This window comes from Paenibacillus sp. FSL P4-0081, from assembly GCF_000758565.1.
GTDB classification, from domain to species: Bacteria; Bacillota; Bacilli; order Paenibacillales; family Paenibacillaceae; genus Paenibacillus_AQ; species Paenibacillus_AQ phytohabitans.
Genome location: NZ_CP009280.1, coordinates 485956 through 507796, shown reverse-complemented (window position 1 = coordinate 507796; position 21841 = coordinate 485956). Strand labels below are relative to the sequence as shown.

General features: G+C 52.9%; 15 protein-coding genes and 2 riboswitches. Of the genes, 6 read left to right on the top strand and 9 right to left on the bottom strand.

Annotated elements, in window-relative coordinates; genetic code table 11:
* Positions 1 to 19 precede the first annotated feature (19 nt).
* Both P40081_RS02245 and P40081_RS02240 read left to right on the top strand, forming a co-directional pair.
* Positions 20 to 610, top strand: a complete 591-nt coding sequence (locus P40081_RS02245; protein ID WP_042133023.1) for a TasA family protein — start codon at positions 20 to 22, stop codon at positions 608 to 610.
* 172 nt (positions 611 to 782) lie between these two features.
* Positions 783 to 1115 carry a helix-turn-helix domain-containing protein gene (locus P40081_RS02240; RefSeq protein ID WP_042140681.1) on the top strand — a complete coding sequence of 111 codons (333 nt, stop codon included), beginning with the start codon at positions 783 to 785 and terminating at the stop codon, positions 1113 to 1115.
* A gap of 149 nt (positions 1116 to 1264) precedes the next feature.
* On the opposite strand, the gene P40081_RS37185 is transcribed toward P40081_RS02240, so the two are convergent.
* Positions 1265 to 1414 (bottom strand): anti-repressor SinI family protein, encoded by a 150-nt coding sequence (locus P40081_RS37185; protein WP_081969799.1) that lies wholly within the window; start codon positions 1412 to 1414, stop codon positions 1265 to 1267.
* 28 nt (positions 1415 to 1442) lie between these two features.
* A riboswitch (cyclic di-GMP riboswitch) is annotated at positions 1443 to 1527 on the bottom strand.
* A gap of 518 nt (positions 1528 to 2045) precedes the next feature.
* Between P40081_RS37185 and P40081_RS02235 the strand changes: the two genes are divergently transcribed.
* Both P40081_RS02235 and odhB read left to right on the top strand, forming a co-directional pair.
* Complete coding sequence (locus P40081_RS02235; protein WP_042133021.1) at positions 2046 to 4913, top strand: 2-oxoglutarate dehydrogenase E1 component; 2868 nt, start codon at positions 2046 to 2048, stop codon at positions 4911 to 4913.
* 58 nt (positions 4914 to 4971) lie between these two features.
* A complete protein-coding gene (gene odhB, locus P40081_RS02230; protein ID WP_042133019.1) occupies positions 4972 to 6318 on the top strand; it encodes a 2-oxoglutarate dehydrogenase complex dihydrolipoyllysine-residue succinyltransferase in 1347 nt (448 codons plus the stop codon).
* Positions 6319 to 6781: 463 nt separating this feature from the next.
* On the opposite strand, the gene P40081_RS02225 is transcribed toward odhB, so the two are convergent.
* The 5 genes from P40081_RS02225 to P40081_RS02205 form a co-directional block, all read right to left on the bottom strand.
* Positions 6782 to 7765: a hypothetical protein gene (locus P40081_RS02225; protein WP_156118515.1), complete on the bottom strand. Its 984-nt coding sequence runs from the start codon at positions 7763 to 7765 to the stop codon at positions 6782 to 6784.
* Positions 7726 to 8307, bottom strand: a complete 582-nt coding sequence (locus P40081_RS02220) for an RNA polymerase sigma factor (RefSeq protein WP_042140679.1) — start codon at positions 8305 to 8307, stop codon at positions 7726 to 7728. Before P40081_RS02220 ends, P40081_RS02225 begins: the two co-directional genes overlap by 40 nt.
* Before the next feature lie 460 nt (positions 8308 to 8767).
* Complete coding sequence (locus tag P40081_RS02215) at positions 8768 to 10036, bottom strand: L-lactate MFS transporter (protein ID WP_042133015.1); 1269 nt, start codon at positions 10034 to 10036, stop codon at positions 8768 to 8770.
* 135 nt (positions 10037 to 10171) lie between these two features.
* Positions 10172 to 10903 carry a LytR/AlgR family response regulator transcription factor gene (locus tag P40081_RS02210; protein ID WP_042133014.1) on the bottom strand — a complete coding sequence of 244 codons (732 nt, stop codon included), beginning with the start codon at positions 10901 to 10903 and terminating at the stop codon, positions 10172 to 10174.
* Positions 10900 to 12504 (bottom strand): LytS/YhcK type 5TM receptor domain-containing protein, encoded by a 1605-nt coding sequence (locus P40081_RS02205; protein ID WP_197074377.1) that lies wholly within the window; start codon positions 12502 to 12504, stop codon positions 10900 to 10902. Before P40081_RS02205 ends, P40081_RS02210 begins: the two co-directional genes overlap by 4 nt.
* A 206-nt stretch (positions 12505 to 12710) precedes the next feature.
* Between P40081_RS02205 and P40081_RS02200 the strand changes: the two genes are divergently transcribed.
* Entirely contained in the window at positions 12711 to 13289 is a 579-nt protein-coding gene (locus P40081_RS02200; RefSeq protein ID WP_042133013.1) for a nucleotidyltransferase family protein, read from the top strand.
* Between the two features lie 140 nt (positions 13290 to 13429).
* Here P40081_RS02200 and P40081_RS02195 read toward each other — a convergent pair whose 3' ends face one another.
* Both P40081_RS02195 and P40081_RS02190 read right to left on the bottom strand, forming a co-directional pair.
* The gene (locus tag P40081_RS02195; protein WP_052421639.1) at positions 13430 to 14947 is read right to left on the bottom strand and encodes a methyl-accepting chemotaxis protein; all 1518 of its coding nucleotides are present in this window, start codon (positions 14945 to 14947) and stop codon (positions 13430 to 13432) included.
* A 613-nt stretch (positions 14948 to 15560) separates the two neighbouring features.
* Entirely contained in the window at positions 15561 to 17024 is a 1464-nt protein-coding gene (locus P40081_RS02190) for an NAD(P)/FAD-dependent oxidoreductase (RefSeq protein WP_042133011.1), read from the bottom strand.
* Positions 17025 to 17147: 123 nt separating this feature from the next.
* A riboswitch (purine riboswitch) is annotated at positions 17148 to 17247 on the bottom strand.
* Between the two features lie 215 nt (positions 17248 to 17462).
* On the opposite strand from P40081_RS02190, the gene P40081_RS02185 reads away from it, so the two are divergent.
* On the top strand, positions 17463 to 18557 hold the full coding sequence (locus tag P40081_RS02185) for a GGDEF domain-containing protein (RefSeq protein ID WP_042133009.1): 1095 nt from the start codon (positions 17463 to 17465) through the stop codon (positions 18555 to 18557).
* Between the two features lie 95 nt (positions 18558 to 18652).
* Here the strand turns inward: P40081_RS02185 and P40081_RS36135 are convergent, their stop codons facing one another.
* Positions 18653 to 21793 (bottom strand): EAL domain-containing protein, encoded by a 3141-nt coding sequence (locus P40081_RS36135; RefSeq protein ID WP_052421638.1) that lies wholly within the window; start codon positions 21791 to 21793, stop codon positions 18653 to 18655.
* Between the last annotated feature and the right edge of the window lie 48 nt (positions 21794 to 21841).

The following is a 21841-nucleotide window of genomic DNA, read 5'->3' as shown; positions in this document are numbered from 1 at the left end:
CTCGAGGAGGAAATTAATTATGGGTATCAAAAAAACATTGGGTCTTGGCGTAGCATCGGCAGCACTGGGATTGTCTTTAATCGGAGGGGGCACCTTCGCTTACTTCAGCTCCACAGCAACCAGCACGGCAACCTTCGCGGCAGGCACGCTGAAGCTCGGCTCTTCCTTTAATACACCTGTTGCCCTGACCAATCTGAAACCGGGTGATTACACCGTACGCACGTTCACCTTGTCCAATGACGGCACCCTGGATATCAAACTCCTAACGCTGGCCACCAGCTACACTGTAACTGATGCGAAGGGCGATAATGCCGGCCAGGATCTTGGAGATCACTTCAAAATCAAACTTCTCGACAGCTCTTATACCAGCGGTCCGCTTGCCGGCCATGTGCTGTCCGAGATCTCCCTGAAGGACCTGAAGAACACTTCCAGCTATGATCTCGTAACGGCGGGTGTACTGCCGGGAGGCATCGCCGCTACCCAAACCAAAACCTTCAAGATTGCTTTCGAATTCGTTGACAATACCCAGGATCAGAATATCTTCCAGGGTGACGGCTTGGCGCTGAACTGGACATTCAATGCTACGCAAGGTTTGGGAGAAGCCAAATAAGGCTATTAAATTATATACACAAAACGGCATATCCTCCCTCATCCGGGCTGGATATGCCGTTTTGTCTCTCCCCGCCAGCTTCTGGCAGGAACAAGGGTTTTTGTCCGTTTTGCGAATTTTTGTTATACTGATAACAAAAAGTACGGAGGGCGTTGTAATCGTGTCAGATAATATGGGAAGCCGCATCCATAGGCTCCGGCTGGAGAAGGGTTATTCTTTATCCGAGCTTGCGGATAAGGCTGACGTGGCGAAATCATACTTAAGTAATGTCGAACGGAATATCCAATCCAACCCCTCCATTCAATTTATCGAAAAAATTGCCGATGCACTCCAAGTATCCATTCACGTATTACTGTATGGCGGAATTGCAGAAACTGCAGAGCCGGTTCTCGATGGAGAATGGTTCAGGCTGGTTCAGGATGCGATGGCCTCTGGTATAAGCAAACGTGAATTCAAGGAGTTTCTCGATTATCAGAAATGGCGGCTGGAGCAGAAGGATAACTGAAATACCCCACAAAGTGAGGCAGCAGCCTCGATGATTACCCAGGTACTTTGCGGGGACCCCGAAACAACATGTAAATTCCAACAGAAGAGGGCACAGCGGTGTACTCCGCTGTGCCCTCTTCTGTATGTATCCGTACAATGCTGAATGCCCTACATCGCCTGGAGTGCTTTTTCAGTAAAAAAACGCCGAATCTCGTCTGCCTGGATGCCAGCCTGCTTAGCAGACATTAGCAAATGCACCCATTCTAAATCCAGATCAACTACCTGCAGTTCGTCATTCCCCTGGTTGGACTTATCCAAGAAATCTCCTCCTAGAATTTTCGCGTCCCCAGGCAGTCCGGCCATCATAGTATTTCTACTTTAGATCCGAGACTTTGTGCCCCTGTCTTTCGGCAGGTTTACCCTTTACTGGACCCTTTACATGAAAGGATCTGAAAAGAATCGATGAAACCGTTCTCCGCAATAACATTATACAAGATCTTACATGAAAAGTGTGTCGTTTTCTGGAATTTTTTTATGTTAAATCGTGAAGACCCTTAGCTAAAATTGCCAATAGCTTGTATAAATAATTCCAATTCATCTTCAATCGGTCCAAATTAGTTTAAATATACTAAATAGATATTAATCCCGTAACACAATATAGAAACAATTACCCATTTCTATGATTTACAACCACCTAAATCCCTTAATTTTTTATTAATTTTAACGATATTTTATTTTTCCGGCTTCACTCGGGAAATTTATGATTGTTCCGTATGAATCCCCTGCTGAATCATACCGTTTTGCGAACGGATTGCACGAAAGTATGAATTGATTACCCTGCCGGAAAGTAGCACAATAAGATGAGAATGAAACCGCAAACATCGCAGCTCCGCTAAGCGGTGTTCCTAATATACCGCATGTGGAGTTTATCCGTTAGGAGGACCTACTCATGGCCGTCAAAGAGCCCTATAACGAATCTGTCTGGAGCAAGTATTACGGTCCCAATCTGGGCTACATTCAGGAGAAATACGAGCAGTTTGTCAAGGACCCCACTTCCGTAGAGCATCATTACCGCGACCTCTTCACAGTATCCGGCCCGCCTCCCCTGGCTCCGGATGCCGTCAAGACGCCTCCCCCCGCCATCTCAGGAGATACAGAGTGGCTCAGGAAAGCCGTTAAAGCTTCCAAGCTAATGGCTAACATCCGAATATACGGCCATATGGCTGCCGATATCGATCCGCTGGAGCGGAGCACCAACCCGATGGCGAAATGGCTGGAGATCGAGACCTATGAGCTGACGCGCGAAGATCTGAATGCCCTGCCGGCTTCATTGATCTGGGAGAATGCCCCTGAGGGCGTGCATACCGCTATGGATGCCGTTCACAGAATGCGCCAGGCCTACACACAGACCATTGCCTATGAATTCGGGCATGTGCATGACGAGCGTGAGCTGCGCTGGCTCAACAGCCAGGCGGAATCCACAACGTCGCCTGCTCCACTGAACCATGCGGAACGCAAAGAGCTGCTGAAACGCCTGATTCAGGTAGAGCAGTTCGAGACCTTCCTGCATAAGACCTTCGTCGGCCAGAAGCGCTTCAGCCTGGAGGGCAATGATGCCCTCGTGCCTATGCTGGATGAAATTGTCCGCGCTGCCGCACATGACGGCGCAGAGCATATCCTGATGGGTATGGCCCACCGCGGAAGACTTAATGTGCTTGCCCACATTCTGGGCAAACCTTATGATATTATTTTCTCGGAATTCCATCATTCGCCGAACAAGGAGCTCTTCCCGTCCGAAGGCTCCATGGGTGTCACCTATGGCTGGAGCGGGGATGTGAAATACCATCTAGGCGCCGACCGCGCCGTCCGCGAAGGCGAAACTGTGCGTACCCGCATCACGCTTGCGAACAACCCGAGCCATCTCGAGTTCGTGAATCCGGTCGTTGAAGGCTTCACGCGTGCAGCCCAGGAGGAACGGGGCACCCCAGGCCTGCCTAAGCTGAATACGGACAAAGCCATGGCCGTGCTTATGCATGGCGATGCCGCCTTCCCTGGTGAAGGCATTGTTGCGGAAACACTTAATATCGGCAAATTGCAAGGTTATCAGAATGGCGGCACTGTGCATATTATCGTCAATAACCGGATCGGCTTCACCACCGAAAGTGAAGATTCCCGCTCCACGCATTACGCCAGTGATCTGGCGAAGGGCTATGAGATCCCGGTAGTGCATGTCAATGCCGACGACCCCGAAGCCTGTATTGCTGCCGTCCGTATGGCCAGCGCTTACCGCCATTTGTTCAAGAAGGATTTCCTGATTGATCTGATCGGGTACCGCCGGCACGGCCATAATGAGATGGATGATCCGGAAACCACCCAGCCGGTGGTTTATGGCAAGGTCCGCAACCACCCTACCGTCTACCGCATTTATGCGGAACGCCTGCAGCGCGAGAAGGTCGTTACAGCCGATGAGGTGAAGAACATGATTGCCGAGGCCGAGAGTGTGCTGCAGCAGGCCTTCGAGCAGATGAAGGAAGGGAAACAGAAGAACGCCGAATCCAAGACTTCGGTCGTCCTGGATACGGGAACACCGGTGCACCGCCCTACAGCGGTTCCGCTGGCCAGCCTCCAGGAGATTAACCGTGAGCTGCTGAGCGTACCGGCCGGCTTCACAGTCTATCCGAAGCTGGAGCGGATTCTGCAGCGGCGCAAGGATGCGCTGAATGACGGTGAACGGGTAGACTGGGCGCTGGCCGAAACCCTGGCCTTCGCTACCATTCTGAAGGACGGCACGCCGATCCGCCTCAGCGGACAGGATTCACAGCGCGGCACCTTCGCTCACCGCCACCTTGTCCTGCATGACAGTGAGAGCGGGGAGCTCTTCTCCCCTCTTCACCAGCTTAAGGATTCCCGCGCCTCCTTCGGCGTCTACAACAGCCCGCTGTCAGAAGCCTCTGTACTCGGCTATGAATACGGCTATAATGTATTCGCACCGGAGACCTTCGTGCTCTGGGAAGCGCAATACGGCGATTTCGCCAATGCCGCCCAGGTCATTATCGACCAGTTCATCTCTGCCGGACGCGCCAAGTGGACACAGCGCAGCAATCTTGCGATTCTGCTGCCGCATGGATATGAAGGCCAGGGACCGGAACACTCCAGCGGCAGGCTGGAACGTTATCTGCAGCTCTCCGCCGAGGAGAACTGGACCGTAGCGAATCTGACCTGCGCGGCCCAGTATTTCCATCTGCTGCGCCGTCAGGCTGCACTCTGCGGACAGCCCGACGCCCGGCCGCTGGTAATCATGGCACCGAAGAGCCTGATCCGCAATCCGCGCAGTACCTCGGCCGGTGCTGATCTCGCCTCCGGCAGCTTCCAGCCGGTGCTTCCGGAACCGCTGCTCGGCAGCAAGCCCGAAGAGGTCAAGCGCCTGGTGGTATGCAGCGGCAAGGTCGCCATCGACCTGCAGACTGAGCTGGAAGCCGCCCGCGGACAGGACTTCTCCTGGCTGCATATTCTCCGCCTGGAGCAGCTGTATCCGTTCCCGGAACGTGAGCTTGGCGCACATCTCAGTTCGTTCCGTTCCCTGCAGGAAATCATCTGGGTGCAGGAGGAACCGAAGAATATGGGCGGCTGGAGCTACGCCGAACCCCGGCTGCGCGCCATTGCCCCGCAGAATGTTACCGTCCAGTATATCGGACGTCCGGATCGCTCCAGCCCGGCCAGCGGTTATGCGGATGTGCACAGCTTCGAGCAGCGGCGCATCGTTAGAGAAGCCCTGAAACTAAACGCTCAAGTACAAGCACCTGTACCGTCTTCCTGACAACAGCAAGGCGGTCTCTCGATAACGTAAACTACTATATTTGGGGAGGTAACGGCCTGTGTCCGAAATTAAAGTACCCGATTTGGGCGAATCCATTTCCGAAGGAACGATCTACAAATGGCTGGTTAAAGAGGGCGACACTGTCGGCCAGGGCGATGTGCTCGCGGAGCTTGAGACCGACAAAGTCAACCTGGAGATCAGTGCGGAGGAGGATGGTGTCATCTCCTCCATCCTGCGCCAGGCGGGCGAGAACGTTGCTGTTGGCGAAGCTATCGGCATTATCGGCAGCGCCGACGGTGCGGCAGTAGCCGGAGGCGGCAAGCCGGAAGCAGCAAGCGCAGCGACGGGCAGCAGCGCCCCTGACGGCGGTAAGCCGGAAGCGGCAAGTGCAGCGACGGGCGGCAGCGCCCCTGACGGCGGCAAGCCGGAAGCGGCAATTGCTCCTGCCGCCTCCGAAGGTGCGGCGGCGGGCTCTGCGGCCCTGGCTTCGCCGGGGGCGCGCAAGCTGGCCCGGGAGCGGGGCATCGACCTCGGCGAGGTCAGTGCCCGCGACCCCATCGGCCGGATCGGCCAGGCCGATGTGAACGGCCATGGCGCAGCCGTGCCGGAGGCCGCTGCGCCTGCAGCTCCGGCGGCGGGGGCGCGGCCGGAGCCGGTGAAGCCGCCCGCGCCGGCGGGCAAGGCGCCGCATGCCGAGGACGGCAAAGCGACCGAGCGCAAGCGCATGTCGCGCAGACGGCTGACGATTGCCAGCCGCCTGGTCGAAGCGCAGCAGACGGCTGCCATGCTGACCACCTTCAACGAGGTGGACATGACCGCTATTCTCGACATCCGCAAACGCCGCAAGGATGCCTTCAAAGAGAAGCATGAGGTCGGACTCGGCTTCATGTCCTTCTTCACCAAAGCCGTGATCGGCGCACTCAAGGCTTATCCGCTGCTGAATGCCGAGATCGATGGTGAGGATCTCCTGCTGAAGAAATACTATGACATCGGCATTGCCGTAGCTGCCAAGGAAGGCCTGGTCGTGCCGGTCGTCCGCGATGCCGACCGGCTTAGCTTCCCGGAAATCGAGCGCAAGATCGGCGAGCTCGCCTCCAAAGCGCGCGCCAACACGCTCAGTCTGCCGGAGCTGCAGGGCGGTACCTTCACGATCACCAACGGTGGTGTATTCGGATCTCTGCTGTCTACGCCGATCCTCAATACGCCGCAGGTCGGCATTCTCGGCATGCATAAGATCCAGCTTCGTCCGATCGCCTTGGATGAAGAGCGGACAGCCAACCGTCCGATGATGTATGTCGCCTTATCGTACGATCACCGGATTGTGGACGGTTCAGAGGCGGTAGGCTTCCTTGTCAAAGTCAAGGAATTACTGGAAGATCCAGAGGCGCTGCTGTTGGAGGGCTAAGCCCTCCTCCCGCGGCATCCTTCATTCCTCATACGTATGAACACCAAAGGCATCCGCAGAGCGTATTCGCTCTACGGATGCCTTTTTGGATTCCTTTTTGAATACCTTTTAATACCTAAATTGAATTCAATCTATTCACTTAAGCTGCTGGCTGCTCAACGATGAATATTTGGACTTCCGGCTGCTGTTTAAGCAAGAGTTGCCCGATTCATCCTTTGCACATGGAGTGCTTATTACAATCCTGCACAGAATACAACATTTCCCTCAATAACACGGCCTAAATCTATAATTGTTGCACAAAATGCAGCAATTCCCTCGTTCCAGGCCGATTAACGAAGCTATTGTTGTATTTCATACAACAATCCTACTGAACAGCCGGTATTTATGAACCAATGTTGCAGTACGTACAACATTTATGCCTGTATAGACTGAACTTAACAAAATCACTCACCAGAACCGCCGCCTACAGCCCGCCCCGGATCAATTCACCCGCCAAATCCAGCAGCTGCTCCTTGGTCAGCTTCCGGTCACCGTAGGTGGTGACAATATAATACGCATCCTGCTGCTCGTTGTACCAGTTCAGGTAATGGTAGCTTATATCCGGCCGTACCTCTGGCTTGTCGGCGTGATTGTATACGATCTCACGGCCCTCTACCTCCAGCTTCTCTGCGGCCACCTCCGGTCTTAGCATGACCTGCACATTGCCTCCATGCAGCAGGGTAGCCCCTATTTCGATGACCGCCCCTTCTCTGGTATACTTGCCGCCAATAGAAGCCGCTTCGGTCCACGGGATCGCCTTCATGAACAGATTGCGGCCGGTATTCTGCTTCGCCTCAGCCATCAGTTCGTCAAGAGTCTGACGGTAAAGCGGATTTTCATCGCGTTCCGCGGCTAAGGGTGAGCCGGGGTGTATCGTGCCATACTTAAATTCATAACCTCCGGCTTCCTTGGGCAATACAGGCGTCTTCAATTTATTCATCTCTCCAAGGAAAGCCGGGTAATCGGTCAGACGCAGCTCCTTGCCTGCAAACTGCAGTGCCGATTCCGCCCCTTCAGGAAGCTTCTCTCCTCTAACGAAATAGGCGATCAGTTCCCCCGGTTTGGCAAAATCCATCAGCTTCCATGCGTATTTGTTATACGCAGCCGGCGGTCCCGGATTGGGGTTCTCTGCCTGATGCTGTACCTTCACCTCGCCTGCCTTATTCCGGATCTGAATATACTCCGAGGCAGCGTAGGCTGTTACTGTGATCAGCAGCAGCATGACCAGCATCCCTGTGAACGCAGCCGTTTTACCGGCGAGTCTGATCCCGCGCGGACTCCGCTTCTGTTCAATCCCCCGCACACGGGCCATAACTCTATCAGTAACCTCAATCACGGATAGCTGCTCTTCACGGACTGCAGCGTCTCTTATATCTTGGTACTCATTGCCGATTCCTGCCCGTTCCATGATATCCCCTCCTCCGCTTGCATCGTTTCCCGCACTTTTCGTTTGATCCGCTCCATCCTTTTATGCAGTGCATTAGGCGTAATATTCAGAATTGCGCTGATCTCCAGAAAGGTCTGCTCTTCAAATACCCGCAGAACAAGCAAATTCCGTTCCTCCAGCGATAGCCGTCCAAGTGCAGCCTCCAGCGCCGGACTGTATAGCCGCTCTTCCAGCGTCTGCTCCGGACCGGCCGCTGCCGCCGTATCGGGACGGAACACCCGCAGGAAGTGCCCCTGCATCCGCCGCCGGCGCAGCAGATTCAGACAATGATTGCCGGCAATCCGGTACAGCCAGGCTGAGAAGCTGACGGTGGGCTTGTACCCCCTAATGGATTGATAGGCTTTGACCAGTACATCCTGCACCGCATCCTCGGCATCCTGCCTGTTCCCCAGCATCCGGCAGCAATACCGGTAAACCGGCTGCTGAAAAGCATCTACAATGAACGCAAAGGATTCCTGCTCCCCTTGTTGAACCCTGATAATGGCCGCCTCTACCTGCCGCATATCCGGCATATTCTCCTGTGACGTTGCCCTCACCTCCTTGCTTGTATATCTCTATAACACCTGACTTCTGCAAAAAGTGCCTACCGGCACAACTTTATTCGAGTAAAAACGGTTGTACGGGTTTCATCCTATGTAGTCTTTCAATCCAATATAATATAACTTTAGCAGATTTATTGAAGGCTGATTTATGCACTTTCCACCTCTCATCCAGCCCCCTCCGGACTCTTACCCCTCTCCACAGAAAAAAAAGAGACCTCCCCCTCCGCTCACGCGGAAGTATGGACATCTCTTCTCCAAAACCAGTCTCTTGGTCTTCAGCACTCTTTTTTACAGTACTCTTTCTCTACAACACTCATTGCCCGTCATTCTCTTACTTTACAGCACTCTTGGTCTGCCATTCTCTTTCTCTACGACACTCTTTGTCTCTGTTTCTTTCAAGCCAACATCAATCTCTATATGGTTAAGCCGTATGCCGTGAAGGCTTCAGGCTCATTCCCTTTACTTTTGCCTGCCCTGCTACCGGAGGCTTCAGGGAAACCGCCAGGATGCAGGCCAGGATACACAGCAGACCAATCACGATGAACGTAGGCTTGAACCCGCCCAGGAACGCGGCGATGAACGAGCCGGACAACGCACCGATGCCGAAGCCCTGATAGACAACGCCATAGTTCTTGCTGTGGTTCTTCAGGCCGAAGAAGTCGCTGACAATCGCCGGGAATACGGTAATATTACCTCCGAAGCAGAAGGCAATCGCCGCCACACAGGTGAAGAATATGCCGTAGCTCAGGGTGGCGTAGCTGAGAGTAAACATCGCTACAGCCGTAACAGCCAGCGTTACACTAATCAGCTTCAAGCGGCTCATGCGGTCGGATAATGCACCCAGAATCAGGCGCCCGGCCGTATTAAAGATCGCGATCATCGCTACAGCATTCGCTGCTGCCGCAACATCCAGTCCGGCCAGCTGCACACCGATATCCTTCACGATGCCGATCAGATAGAGGCCGCTCATGCAGGCGGTGAAGAAGATTACGAACAGCAGGTATGCTTCCTTCGTGCGGAGCATTTCTTTAACAGTGTAATCTTTCGGCACAATAATGGCTCCAGCGGCAGCCTTCACCCGATCCCCGGCAGCCATAGCCGCCGATGCCGGGGCCGCCACTGGCGCTTCCCGGACCAGCATTGAGCCGATTACGATCATAATCATCACCATGAAGCCCCAGTACAGAAAAGCATTCGACACGCCCGCCGACTCAATCAGGCTGCCGTTGATATATTTGAAGATTAGACTGCCCGTGCCGTAAGCACCTACGGATACACCGGAGATCAATCCCTTATTCTTGGGGAACCACTTAATCAGGTTGGATAGTGAAGTAATATACGCTGTACCGTCTGCGTACCCCACAACTACGCCAGCCAGCAGGTAGAACATCGGGAGGGAGCTGGCCTGCGAACTTAGAATCAGACCAAGCCCCAGCATAATCCCGGCAGCAGCGGTCAGTCTGCGGAGGCCGAACCGGTCCTGCAGTTTCCCCGCGAACAGAGTCGCGAAGGCCAGAGCAAAGCTGGTGATGGAAAAAGTTATCGAAACAGAGCTGAGCTCCCAGCCGAATTTGCTGACAAGATGGGCATTGAACAAGCTCCAGGTGTAGATTGTACCGAGTCCCATTTGCATAATCACTGTACCTAGCACGATGAGCCACCGCTTGCTGCCTGGCGTAGTCGTAGTCATGGGTGATTCCCTCTTTCTCTCTAATATCGCTTCCAAAGTAACTTCAAGGCTTGCTTTGCCTCTTCATTGTAGCGAAAAGATGCTGACTTAAGAGAAATCCGGAATGAGATGACGCAAACGGGGAATGAACTGCCGCTAGAGGCGCATGATCTGCCTGAATTCCTTCACCTTGCCGCGGCTGACCGGCACTTCGAAGTCCAAATCACGCAGCCGGAGCAGATAGGTGTTGTTGAACCAGGGGATGATTTCCTTGATCTTGGACAGATTGACGAGATACGAACGGTGGCAGCGGAAGAACTGCTCCTGCGGCAGGCGGCTATGGAATTCGCTGATGCTTAAGGCCATGCTGTACTCCCCGTCTTTGGTAATTACGCTCGTTGTTTTCTCCTGCGCCGAAGCATAGTAGATCTCGTCTGTATCGACGACGATGATCTTTTCATTTTTCCACAGATTGACCTTACCGCTGCTGAGCTTGACCGGCTCTTCTTCCCCCTGGCGGCTCCTGGCCGCAATGGCCCCCTCCAGCTTCTGCAGCATCGCTTTGATCCGCGTCTCGCTGTAAGGCTTCAGGATATAGTCGAACGCTTCGATCTCGAACGCCTCGGCGGCATGCTCCTTATAGGCTGTGATGAACACAATATAGGGCTTGACCGCGAAACGGCTAATATTATGGGCCAGCAGCACGCCGTCAACCGAAGGAATATTGATATCCAGAAAAATCACATCCACCGTATCCGTCTGCAGATACTTCAGCGCATCCAGCCCGTCTTCGAACTCGGCGGCAATCTTGAAACTGCTGTGTGCCTGTATCAGAAAAGCAAGCTCCTGCCTCGCCAGCACTTCATCCTCGACAATTATCGCTCTCATCGCTGCTCCTTTATCACATCAAAGTAAATTTCCGTACCCTTGGCAAGCCGGCGGATCGTCAGACCCGTGCCATAGATCAGCTTCACCCGCTGGTGCACGTTGTACAGTCCGATTTTGTTCCCTTCCATGCTGCCGCTGTAGACCTTGGCAATCGTCTCTTCACTAATTCCCGCTCCGGTGTCGGCAATTCTCACCCTTACGCTGTCCCCGTAGTCTTTGACTGAAATATCCACAGTGCCATTGCCCTTCTCCTTCAAAATCCCGTGGACAATCGCGTTCTCCACCAGCGGCTGAATAATCAGGCTTGGAATACGCACCGCCACCTCATCAATATCGTACAGAACGGTCAGGCGGCTGCCGAAGCGGGCCTTCTCAATCTCCACATAATGCTGGACCTGCTGCAGCTCCCGGCGGATATCAATGGACTCATCGGTCAGCTCCAGATTATATCTCATATACCCCGACAGGTTGACGATCAGCTCGCGCGCCTTGTCCGGATCGATCCGGATCGAGGAGATAATGGCATTCAGCGCATTGAACAGAAAATGGGGGTTGATGCTCGTCTGCAGCGCCTTCAGCTCAGCCTTGTTGGCCATCTCCTTGATCCCCTCCACCCGCGAAACCTCCATTAGTGTAGAGATGATTTGTGACAGCCCGACTGCCATTGCCTGAAGGGAATAGGTGATTTTATGCGCATTGGTATAGTAAATCTTGAGCGCCCCCGTCACTTCACCCTTCTCCTTCAGCGGAATAATGATCAGCGAGCGGATGCCACGGTTCATGTACTCGGTATCGTCATCGCGGATGGTGATCTCCCCGCTCTTCAGCGTCTGCTTGGTCTCTTCACTGATAATCTCATTAGCCTCGGCATAATACTCTTCACCGACACCGACATAGGCCAGAATGAACCGCGTATCGGTAATCGCCACCGCATCCGCTCCGATATCCTCCTTGATAATCCCGCAGATGGTACGCAGCGACTCTGGATTAATATTGCGGAAATACGGAAGCGTCTTGTTGGCAATATCCAGCGCAAGCTTGGACTGCTTAGCCGCAATCCGTTCCTTCTCCCCCTCGACACTCTGCACGAGCGTAACAATTAGCCCGACACTGATCTGACCGATAATCATCGGAAAAGCAATCTTCGACACAATATCCACACCCAGCGAATAAGGGTCCGCCATGATCAGAATCAGCGCCATCGTCAGCGCCTCACAGGCCATTCCGGCCGCGATACCGGCGATCCAGCGTCGTTCCGGTGAGGTGCGCCGGTAGATGATCCCTGATACAAGCCCTGCTGTGATGCTTGTAATCAGACACGGAAGCGAGGTGACCCCGCCGATATCAATCAGGAAACGGTGCACCCCCGAGATAATCCCGGTAATCAGCCCGACCCAGGGGCCGAAGAGAATCCCGCCAGCCATAATGGCGATAATCCGCACATTGACCAGCGACCCTTCCACATTAATCCCGCTGTAGGTTCCGAAGATGGCGAACAGGCTGAAGATCACCGTTACAATCGCCAGCTCCTGCGGCGCATATATCCCTTTGGCAAAAATCTCTTTAAAGCGCGGCAGCCGGGTCAGTACGAACAGACACATCAGCAGCAGCGCCGCCCGCTCAAACAATTGCAGCAGAATACTCAGGTTATGTTGCACATTCAGGCCCCCATCGGACAATCTATCGGTCCATTATAAAGCCTTATTTTTCAGAAAAAAAGACCTTCTGCGAAGCATACACTTTCCGCTCCATCCGGGCTATAATGGATTATTGTCTTCATTTCAGCAGAGAAAGAAGAGATTATACAATGATAATAACCAGTGAAGCAGACATTCTCCGGCGGGTGATGGAAGATGCCTGGATGATGGATATTCTGAAGGCTGCCGGAACTTTGCAATTGCCGGACTGGTGGGTCTGCGCCGGATTTGTGCGGTCCAAGATCTGGGATGTGCAGCATGGTTTTACGGAGAGAACACCCCTCGCGGATATTGATGTGATCTATTATGACCCCGGCGACCTGCGGGAGGAAGTGGAGAAATCGTGGGAAGCCCAGCTGAAGCGCCGGTATCCCGGAATCCCCTGGTCAGTCAAGAATCAGGCCAGGATGCATACCGTCAATAACCTGCCGCCCTATTACTCGTCCACAGACGGCATGTCCAAATTCCCCGAGACGGCAACGGCGCTTGGACTCTCCCTGGACGGGAATGGGGAAGTAATTCTGGCCGCACCTCATGGAATTTCGGATGTCATTCAGCTGGTATTGCGGCCCTCGCCTTACTTCGCCGCCCATCCGCATCTGCTGCCTATTTATGAGAAGCGGATTGCAGGCAAGAACTGGCAGAGCATCTGGAGCGGGCTGCGCAGCCTCCCGGCTGACGCTACCTAGTCCGGGCTGAGACCCGGTACAACCCGCAAAGAGCAGCAGGTACTCCCTGACCGGGGCAGCCTGCTGCTCTTTTTTACAAGACAATGTTATCTGCTTCGTACAGTTATTCTTCCTCAGCTATCCCGCCGGAACACTCTAGTTTACACCGCCAGATCTATCCCCACCACACCTACAATCTCTCCGCGGCCATCCTTAATCGCTCTGGAGAGCGTAATGCAGGAACGTTTGGTAATCGCCGAAACATACGGCTGCGAGACGTACTGGCCTTCATTCATGGCCCCGTTCCACCAGTCACGGCGTTTGGCATTCAGGAGTCCTGCCGCAGGCTCGGAGTAAATGAACGTGCCATCCGTCCGGTTGGACCAGATCGCCTGCACATCCGGAGCCTTACGGATACAGGAAGCAAGGACGCTGCTATGGCTGTCTGCATCCGGTGAATACAGCTCCTGCTTAGCTGAGAGCTCCTCCAGCAATACCTGCATTTCCTGCAGCCGTCCCTCGTACCCGCTCATCTCGATCACCCCGCGTGCCGCAATTGCATTCACTGATTGCTGCAGGGATTGCGACTCCATGAGCAGGCTGGCGCTGATATTATTCAGCTGGCCGATCTGGGACCGCTGCCGGGTGACCTGCTCCAGCGTCAGGTCCACACCTGCGATGGTCTCGTTGACAATACCCACTGCACCGCTGAGTTCGGCTGTCACCTCATCAATCAGCCTGCTCTGCCGCGCAGCCGCAGCGACTGATTCAGCTACCGCCGTCCCCACCTCTTCTATTCTGTCCGAGATATCGCCGAGACGCCGCTTCACGGTTGCTACTTCATTCACACCGTGCTCAACTGCCGACTGCTCTTTCGTAACCGACTCCAGCACCTGCCGCACTCCGTTATTGATATCGAGCAGCACCTCCGTGGAGCGGTCTACCGAACTCCGGCTCTGGTCGGCTAACTGCCTGATCCGGCTGGCCACTACCGCGAAGCCCCGCCCCTGTTCACCCGCCCGCGCAGCTTCAATAGAAGCATTGAGCGCCAGCAGCGAGGTTTCGTTGACAATGCCGACAATCAGCGAGTTAATCTCCTCCACCATGGCAATATGGCCGCTAAGCGTCGTGAATTTGTTCAGCATATCTCCGCTCTGCTCCTGCAGCTCCTCCATGACCTCATCTGTATTCTTCAGTGAATCCACCATCTCGGCCATTCCCGAGCGGGTCGCCTGCATGGTCGCCCCCAGCTTCCCGGTCAGCTCCTCTATATGCTGCGTCACCGCCGCTACTCCGCCCATGGTGGCAAAAGCACCCTCAATATTGGCCTTAGCCTCATTACTGCGCTTCTGCAAATCCACTTCGTATGCATGTGAATAGTCTGCCGTCTTCTGCAGCCCTTCCGTATGGCGGCTAATTTCCTCGAGCGCCCCATGCAGCCGGTCCGAGGTGACAACAATCTCATTGCCGAGCAGTTCCACCTTGCCCCGGGATTTCGCCAATTGCCGGTCCTTGAGGACTCCGCCGTGATAGCTGTCCAGCGCAAGTCCGCCGAGCGCCGCCACTAGCAGCAGATAGATCACCTTATGCATCCAGTACATATCAACCCATAAGCTGTACACACCTACAAGCAGCAGTAAAACAACGACCAGAACGGCCTTCCCCCGGCGAATACCCATCTTCAACGTTCACTCCACTCTATCATGTTATGTATTCTAACATTATATCAGCAGAGTAAAATTAAGGAAACCATTTCTATACCCATCCTCCACTTACGGCGTTCCGCTCCACTCCACCCCCCGCCTGCCACAACAAGTGGATAAACGTATCTTAATTTGACCGTTTCTTACGAATGAACGGAAGCAAGTAGATTAACAGCACCTATTTATGTTAGTTTTCGCTACTTTGGCTGAATTGGGGTAATTTAAGTGTTCTTTTTCCAACTATTGGTTTGGCAGCACCTTTTCGCGCATCAGCAAGTGGAGGAAATCCATCTATTTCTGCTCCGCTAGCTTCAAGCTAACTAGCACCAACTTTTCCCGCTCCCGCATATTCTTCAGACTCGACAAACCGGTAAAACAGTTGAAAACGAGGAGTATTGGGTTGGGTTGGGTTGGGTTGGGTTGGGTTGGGTTGGGTTGGGTTGGGTTGGGTTGGGTTGGGTTGGGTTGGGTTGGGTTGGGCGCCCGGGGATGTTCAGACTCCAACATATAACCTCCCAAAAAAAGGACAGCCGTGTACACCGCAGCTTCTGCGTGTAAGGCTGTCCTTCCGGTATTCACCCGGGCGGTTCTATAGAACTGCCGGTTGCATGTTGCCCTCTTGTTTAATCTTAGCCATCATTCCCCGGGCGATCCATACTCCGGCCGCTCCGGCCTGTGCAAGGCCGCGGGTAATGCCTGCACCGTCGCCGCCGCAGTAGAGCCCGGAGATCTCGGTCTCGAATTGCTCTGTCAGCTTAGGCCGGGCAGAATAGAACTTCGCCTCAACTCCGTAGAACAGCGTATGCTCGGAGGCTATACCCGGTGTAACCTTCTCCAGCGCCTCGACCATTTCAATCAGGCTCTTCATCGTGATGTACGGCAGGACCAGACCCAGATCGCCAGGCACCGCTTCCTTCAGCGTGGGCTCAAGGAACCCTTCCTTGATCCGTGTCTCCGTGGAACGGCGGCCGCGCAGGATATCGCCATACTTCTGCACGATCACACCGCCGCTGGACAGATCATTGGCCCGCTTACAGATTTCCCGGGCATATTCATTCGGTTTATCGAACGGCTCGGTGAAGGTATGGGAGACCAGGAGGGCAAAGTTGGTATTCTTGGAGCCAAGCGCCGGGTCCTTGTAGGAGTGTCCGTTCGCTGCCATAACTCCGCTGTGGTTCTCCACGACAACATGTCCTGAAGGGTTGCTGCAGAAGGTGCGGACCCGTGTCCCCACAGATGTATTGAAGACGAATTTCCCCTCATAGAGATGCTCGTTAATCTCACGCATTACCACATCAGAGGTTTCTACGCGCACCCCAACATCCACCTGGTTGTTGTACATTTTGAGCCGGCGTTTCTTCAGCACCGCAGTCAGCCAGGCAGATCCGTCACGTCCCGGAGCAATCATTACCTGATCCGCCTCATGGCTCTCACCGTTCTTCAAGGTAATGCCCGTAATGCGAAGTGCACCGTTCTCCTTGACGGTAACAATATCTTCTACCTCTGTCTTGTACAGCATATCAATGCGCGTCTTCAAATATTCGTATATGGATTTCAGGATTTCCAGGTTCTGTTCTGTTCCCAGATGGCGGACCTGCGCACGCAGCAGCTTAAGCCCAGCCGCGTACCCCCGCTGCTCAATCCCGCGGATGCTCTCGGTAGTCGGATCGGTAATAACCGGCGTGGCCCCGTGCTCCAGGTTGATGCTGTCAACATATTCAATCAGCTCCATCACCCTGGAAGGAGGCAGATAATCGGTCATCCAGCCGCCGAACTCGGTCGTGATGTTGAATTTGCCGTCACTATACGCACCTGCACCGCCAAAGCCGGCAGTAATCGAACAGGCCGGCAGACATCCGGCGAATTCCTTACGGCCCGAAGCCGGAGGGCAGAGCTTGATTTTCTCCTCGAGAATCGGGCAATTCCGGCGGTAGATATCATGGCCCTTGTCCACCAGCAGGATCTTCAGCTCCGGTGCTTTAAGTGTCAATTCATAGCAGGCGAATATTCCGGCCGGACCGGCTCCAACAACAATCACATCATATTTACTCATAGGTTCTCTGTTCCTCCCAGGATGAAACGGCTGCCCTGCAGTGGATAAGGGCTGCTCTGTTTCTGCGATAAATATAAATTCACTTACGCAAACAGCACAAAAATCCCGACCTCTTCATAGGTATGCAAAATGCACCCTATTCGTAGCCAGGAATTTACGGTCCCCTGTAGAAACCCCCAAACCTTATCATTGAGGATATACGAACAGCTTAGCTCATTATTGTGAGCCAATTGGAATTCTACAGAAATTATGCGAATGTGTCAAGGATATATCGCATTAATAATTCGTGTTTGCATCATTATATCAGCATTAGTAGCTATAAATACCTAGTGTTAATCACCAAAACACGAACAATGATCACAGTATCGGATTAGGGAGGAAAATCGGGGTAATTGTCGAATATATAAGTATATTGCCACTGGAAAAGAGGAACATCTTATGCACATCCCACCGCCAACTCCTCGCCAAATGTACTGGAACCGTGTCCTCCTCAATACCTTTTGGATGGTCCTGTTTGTTTATCTGGCAAGCCAGCTATTTGTTGCCTTATCCATGTGGGGCCACCGGCCTGAGCTCTCAGGCGGGCAATATTTCATTAACCACATATTGATCCCCGACTCCATACTGCTCGTCTTGCTTCTGATTCTCGAGGTTGTACATAAATGGAAACCGCTGATGTCCGAGTTCTCAATTATTGTCGCAAGCCATCTGTACGGCATTCTGATGATCATGAATCTGAGCACGGAGTTTCATGTGAAGCCGCTGATTATGCTGCTTCCGCTGCTGGTATCCATGATCTATCTGAAGGACAATTATCTGAAGGCTTCCTCGGTTATTTGCCTGATCTATATCATTATGCTGTTCCTCAACACAGCCACCTATGACTATACCCTGCGCATCCAGAACATTATTATCACCCTTATCTTCGCAGGAACTTCACTGGCCGGGTTCGGCGTCATTGCACGGGGACGGGATCTAATGCAGTCACTGGAGAATTCGGTGAAGTCGGAGCAGGATCTGCGCATTCAGAATATTATTATGGACAGGCTGTCCAAGATTGACCCCTTGACCGACTTGTACAATCACAAGACCTTTCATGAATATCTGGGCTGGCTGATTGAGCATCAGCAGAACAATCCTTTCCCCCTGCAGCTGGCGGTTCTCGATATCGACAATTTCAAAAAAGTAAACGACCAGTATGGCCACTGGGTTGGCGATATTGTACTGAAGCAGGTAGCTGCAGTTATGCTGCAGCATATCGGATCGGATGACTTCGCCGCCCGGTACGGGGGTGAAGAGTTCGTTATCATTCTGACCGCCAAGCCGCTGGAGGATTCTGTGCGGATTATGGACAAGATCCTAACCGGAATTGCCGGCCTGCCCATTAATGAAATGGAGAATAAATCGGTTACGGTCAGCATCGGCATGCATGATTATGATGGAACCGATTCGAAGAGCTCCACTTTTCAGCAGGCAGACGATGCCCTGTATGAAGCCAAAAAAACAGGCAAGAACAAAATCGTTATCTTCTAGCTGCGAATAAACATTTTTATAGTTCAAAAAAGCGGGTCCACAGGCATATTATCCATGCCCGGGACCCGCTTTTATTATGTAATAATCTATAAGCTCTAATTCAGATGATCTACTTCATAACGCTTCTGCGGCACGAGCAGTTCAATTACTTTGCGCTGCGGCACCGGCCGGCTGATCAGGTAACCCTGAACCTTGTCGCAATTCGATTCCTTGAGGAAGGCCAGCTGGCTGGAGTCCTCCACGCCCTCGGCTACAACATCCAGGCCCATCTTATGGCCCAATATAATGATCGTCTGAACGAAGGACTCGCTATAGGCTTTATCCGCAAGGGAATCAATGAAAATTTTGTCCATTTTGAGTGTCGAAATCGGCAGCTGCTGAAGATAGCTTAAGGAGGAGTACCCCGTCCCGAAATCATCCAGCGCAATCCGGATGCCGCGCGACTTCAGGAATTCCAGCTTGCTGACGGTGCTCTCGAACGATTCCATGAATATGGATTCCGTAATCTCCAGCTCCAGACTGCTCGGCTCAAGACCGCTCTCTTCCAGACTATCCAGAACAATCTCCACGAAATCATCCTGCAGCAGCTGAATAATGGAGATATTCACTGATATTTTATAAGAGATTCCGGTAAGCTGGTGGATGCTGTTCATGAATTTGCAGGCTTCCCGCAGCACCCATTCCCCGATATAAATTATCAGCCTGGAATCCTCGGCAATCTTGATGAAGGAGAGCGGAGAGACAAAACCGAGCACCGGACTGTTCCAGCGGATCAAAGCCTCGAATCCCGAGATCAGTCCCGTATCGATCTGCACCTGCGGCTGATAATGCAGCTCAAATTCATTATTGTTCATGGCACTCCGCAGATGCTTCTCAATGTTCATCCGTTCATTAAATGCCGTATGCATTGATTTGTCATAAACCACATAAGTGCTTTTTCCTTCTTCTTTGGCCCGGTACATCGCTACATCAGCATTCTTCAGAATCTCCTCCGTCGTCTCCCCGTCCTCCGGGTAGAAGGAGATCCCGATGCTGCAGGAGACGTACAGGTTGCTCTCGCCGATGAGGAAGGATTTGCGGAAGGAGCGCATAATGTCCTCGGCCAGATTCAGCACATCCACGCGGCTCTCTATGTCTTTGAGAAACACTACAAATTCGTCGCCGCCAAGCCGGGAGAGCATGTCCCCTTCCCGGACTACCGACTGCAGGCGCTCGCTGGCCTTGCGGATCAGAATGTCGCCGGATTTATGTCCTAGCGTATCATTAATATACTTGAAGTTGTCTGTGTCTACGAACAGAAGCGCTGCTCTCCCCCCAGGCCGGCGGAAATAATTCTCCATCGTCTCCAGCAGACAGATCCGGTTGGGCAGATTGCTGAGCGAATCCACATAAGCCAGGCGGTGCATGTTCTTCTGATTCTCCAGCAGCATCTCATATTGCCCTACAAGCTCCTGCTGCGTAGCCGTAAGCTGCTCATAGGTCGCTTCAAGCTCCTGATAGCTGTTATTCAGATTGAACTCCGCCTGCTTCCGCTTGCTGATATCAATCAGCGAGCCAAGGAACAGTACGATTTGGTCTCTCGGGTCCACAATCGCCTTCCCTCTAACCTCAAACCAGACGTAGACGTCATCTTTGGTCTTCATCCGGTACTCGGTTTCGTAGATCGGAGTCAGCCCGGTAAGATGCTCCTGTCTGGCTTTGCGTGCAGATTCCTGATCATCCGGATGAATGATGCTGAGCACGCCGCCTTCGAAGGCGTTAATCTCTTCCTCGGTGTAGCCCATGACCTCATACCAGCGGTCCGAGAGCTTGTAGAAGCCGCTATCCCAGTCGAGCTCCCACATATAGGCACCTGAGCCTTCGGAGGCCAGACGGAAACGCCGTTCACTGACGCCCAGCCGGTTGAACTGGTCCTGCAGCTCAACTTCAGTTGCCGCAAGCTCCTCATAGGTAGATTCCAGTTCCTCGTAACTCATCTGCAGCTTAAGTTCGTTCTGTTTGCGTTCATCGATATCAAGCCCGACCAGGACAAATATATCCTCCGCCTGATCATCCATCCCCTTGATCAGGGTAGTGCGGATGGAGAAATAATGCGCAGCCGGAGAATGCTCCGGAAGCTTCAGCTCCACATTAGTCACATAATCGAGATAAACCGCTTTGGTAAGGAGATCCCGCAACACTGCCGCTCCGCCCTCAAGACCAGGCAGGTCATCGATACTCACGCCGAGCACATCCTTCTCTGAAAGCCCGGTCATTTTCTCGGCATATTGATTGAAGCGCACGCTCCGCTTGTCTCCATGTACCGCCCATATGATCATCCCGGTATTCTCGATCACATCCTCGAAGAATTCCTGTTCAGAGTGAATTGTCCGGCGCAGACGCCGGATATATATCCGGAGCAGCACAGCGCCGAATACCAGTAGGATAGCCCCTATGGCCACTCCTGATATGATTCTGTTACGGATCATCGACTGATGATAATCCGAGTGAGCGAAAAAATATTGCTGATACAGCTCTTCGAATGCCCCGGAGCGTTCCAGCCGCTCAAGTCTGGCATTCACATAAGACACCAGCTCCGGCTTGGTCTTGCTGATGCCATAAGCGACATCCTGAGGATAAAGATTGTTCATTTTGCGGACAATCGTTCCGGTCAGTCCCTGTTCAACAATCAGATAATCCACAACCCCCTGATTCTCGAACAGCAGATCAATCTCGCCCTTGCGCAGAGCCTCCACTGCTTCAGGTACGGTTGCATATTCTATGTATTGTGTGGATGAGATTCCCACCTTATTCTGCAGAACAGTTTCCGAATACTGTCCCTTACCTACACCGATTTTGTAATTTTTCAACGTGCTCAGCTTCACTTCTTCACTAAGCTCCTGGCGGGAATAGACGGAAATGTAGCTCCTTAGCACAGGTCTGGAGAACAAGGTATCCTGCTTTCTCTCCTCGGTTACGGCCATGAGGCCGGTCGTGTCGATCTTGCCCTCAGTCAGCAGGCTGTATGTACTCTCCCATTCCCCGGTGCTGTATAGAATAAGATAATCCTTTTTCTCAAAAATCATACTCGTCAGATCAATATCAAAGCCTGTCAGATATCCGTTCTGTATGTACTTGTAAGGGGGATATTCCAGTTCTGCCTGGTACTTAATATCCTGTCTTTCGGCGTGAGCGGCAGCGGCGGGTGTAATCATGAGCACGATGCCAATTAGAAGCAAGAGTTTACACCGCTTCATCGCAATTCTCCTTTGTCCCATAAAAATCGGCTAAACGCATTTATATGA

Bases quoted from the DNA above. Each gene is read 5' to 3' on its own strand.
- P40081_RS02245 (WP_042133023.1), top strand. From the start codon at position 20: ATGGGTATCAAAAAAACATTGGGTCTTGGCGTAGCATCGGCAGCACTG.
- P40081_RS02240 (WP_042140681.1), top strand. From the start codon at position 783: ATGGGAAGCCGCATCCATAGGCTCCGGCTGGAGAAGGGTTATTCTTTA.
- P40081_RS02235 (WP_042133021.1), top strand. From the start codon at position 2,046: ATGGCCGTCAAAGAGCCCTATAACGAATCTGTCTGGAGCAAGTATTAC.
- P40081_RS02225 (WP_156118515.1), bottom strand. From the start codon at position 7,765: ATGGAACGGGCAGGAATCGGCAATGAGTACCAAGATATAAGAGACGCT.
- P40081_RS02220 (WP_042140679.1), bottom strand. From the start codon at position 8,307: ATGCGGCAGGTAGAGGCGGCCATTATCAGGGTTCAACAAGGGGAGCAG.
- P40081_RS02215 (WP_042133015.1), bottom strand. From the start codon at position 10,036: ATGACTACGACTACGCCAGGCAGCAAGCGGTGGCTCATCGTGCTAGGT.
- P40081_RS02210 (WP_042133014.1), bottom strand. From the start codon at position 10,903: ATGAGAGCGATAATTGTCGAGGATGAAGTGCTGGCGAGGCAGGAGCTT.
- P40081_RS02205 (WP_197074377.1), bottom strand. From the start codon at position 12,504: ATGTGTCTGTTCGTACTGACCCGGCTGCCGCGCTTTAAAGAGATTTTT.
- P40081_RS02200 (WP_042133013.1), top strand. From the start codon at position 12,711: ATGATAATAACCAGTGAAGCAGACATTCTCCGGCGGGTGATGGAAGAT.
- P40081_RS02195 (WP_052421639.1), bottom strand. From the start codon at position 14,947: ATGGGTATTCGCCGGGGGAAGGCCGTTCTGGTCGTTGTTTTACTGCTG.
- P40081_RS02190 (WP_042133011.1), bottom strand. From the start codon at position 17,024: ATGAGTAAATATGATGTGATTGTTGTTGGAGCCGGTCCGGCCGGAATA.
- P40081_RS02185 (WP_042133009.1), top strand. From the start codon at position 17,463: ATGCACATCCCACCGCCAACTCCTCGCCAAATGTACTGGAACCGTGTC.
- P40081_RS36135 (WP_052421638.1), bottom strand. From the start codon at position 21,793: ATGAAGCGGTGTAAACTCTTGCTTCTAATTGGCATCGTGCTCATGATT.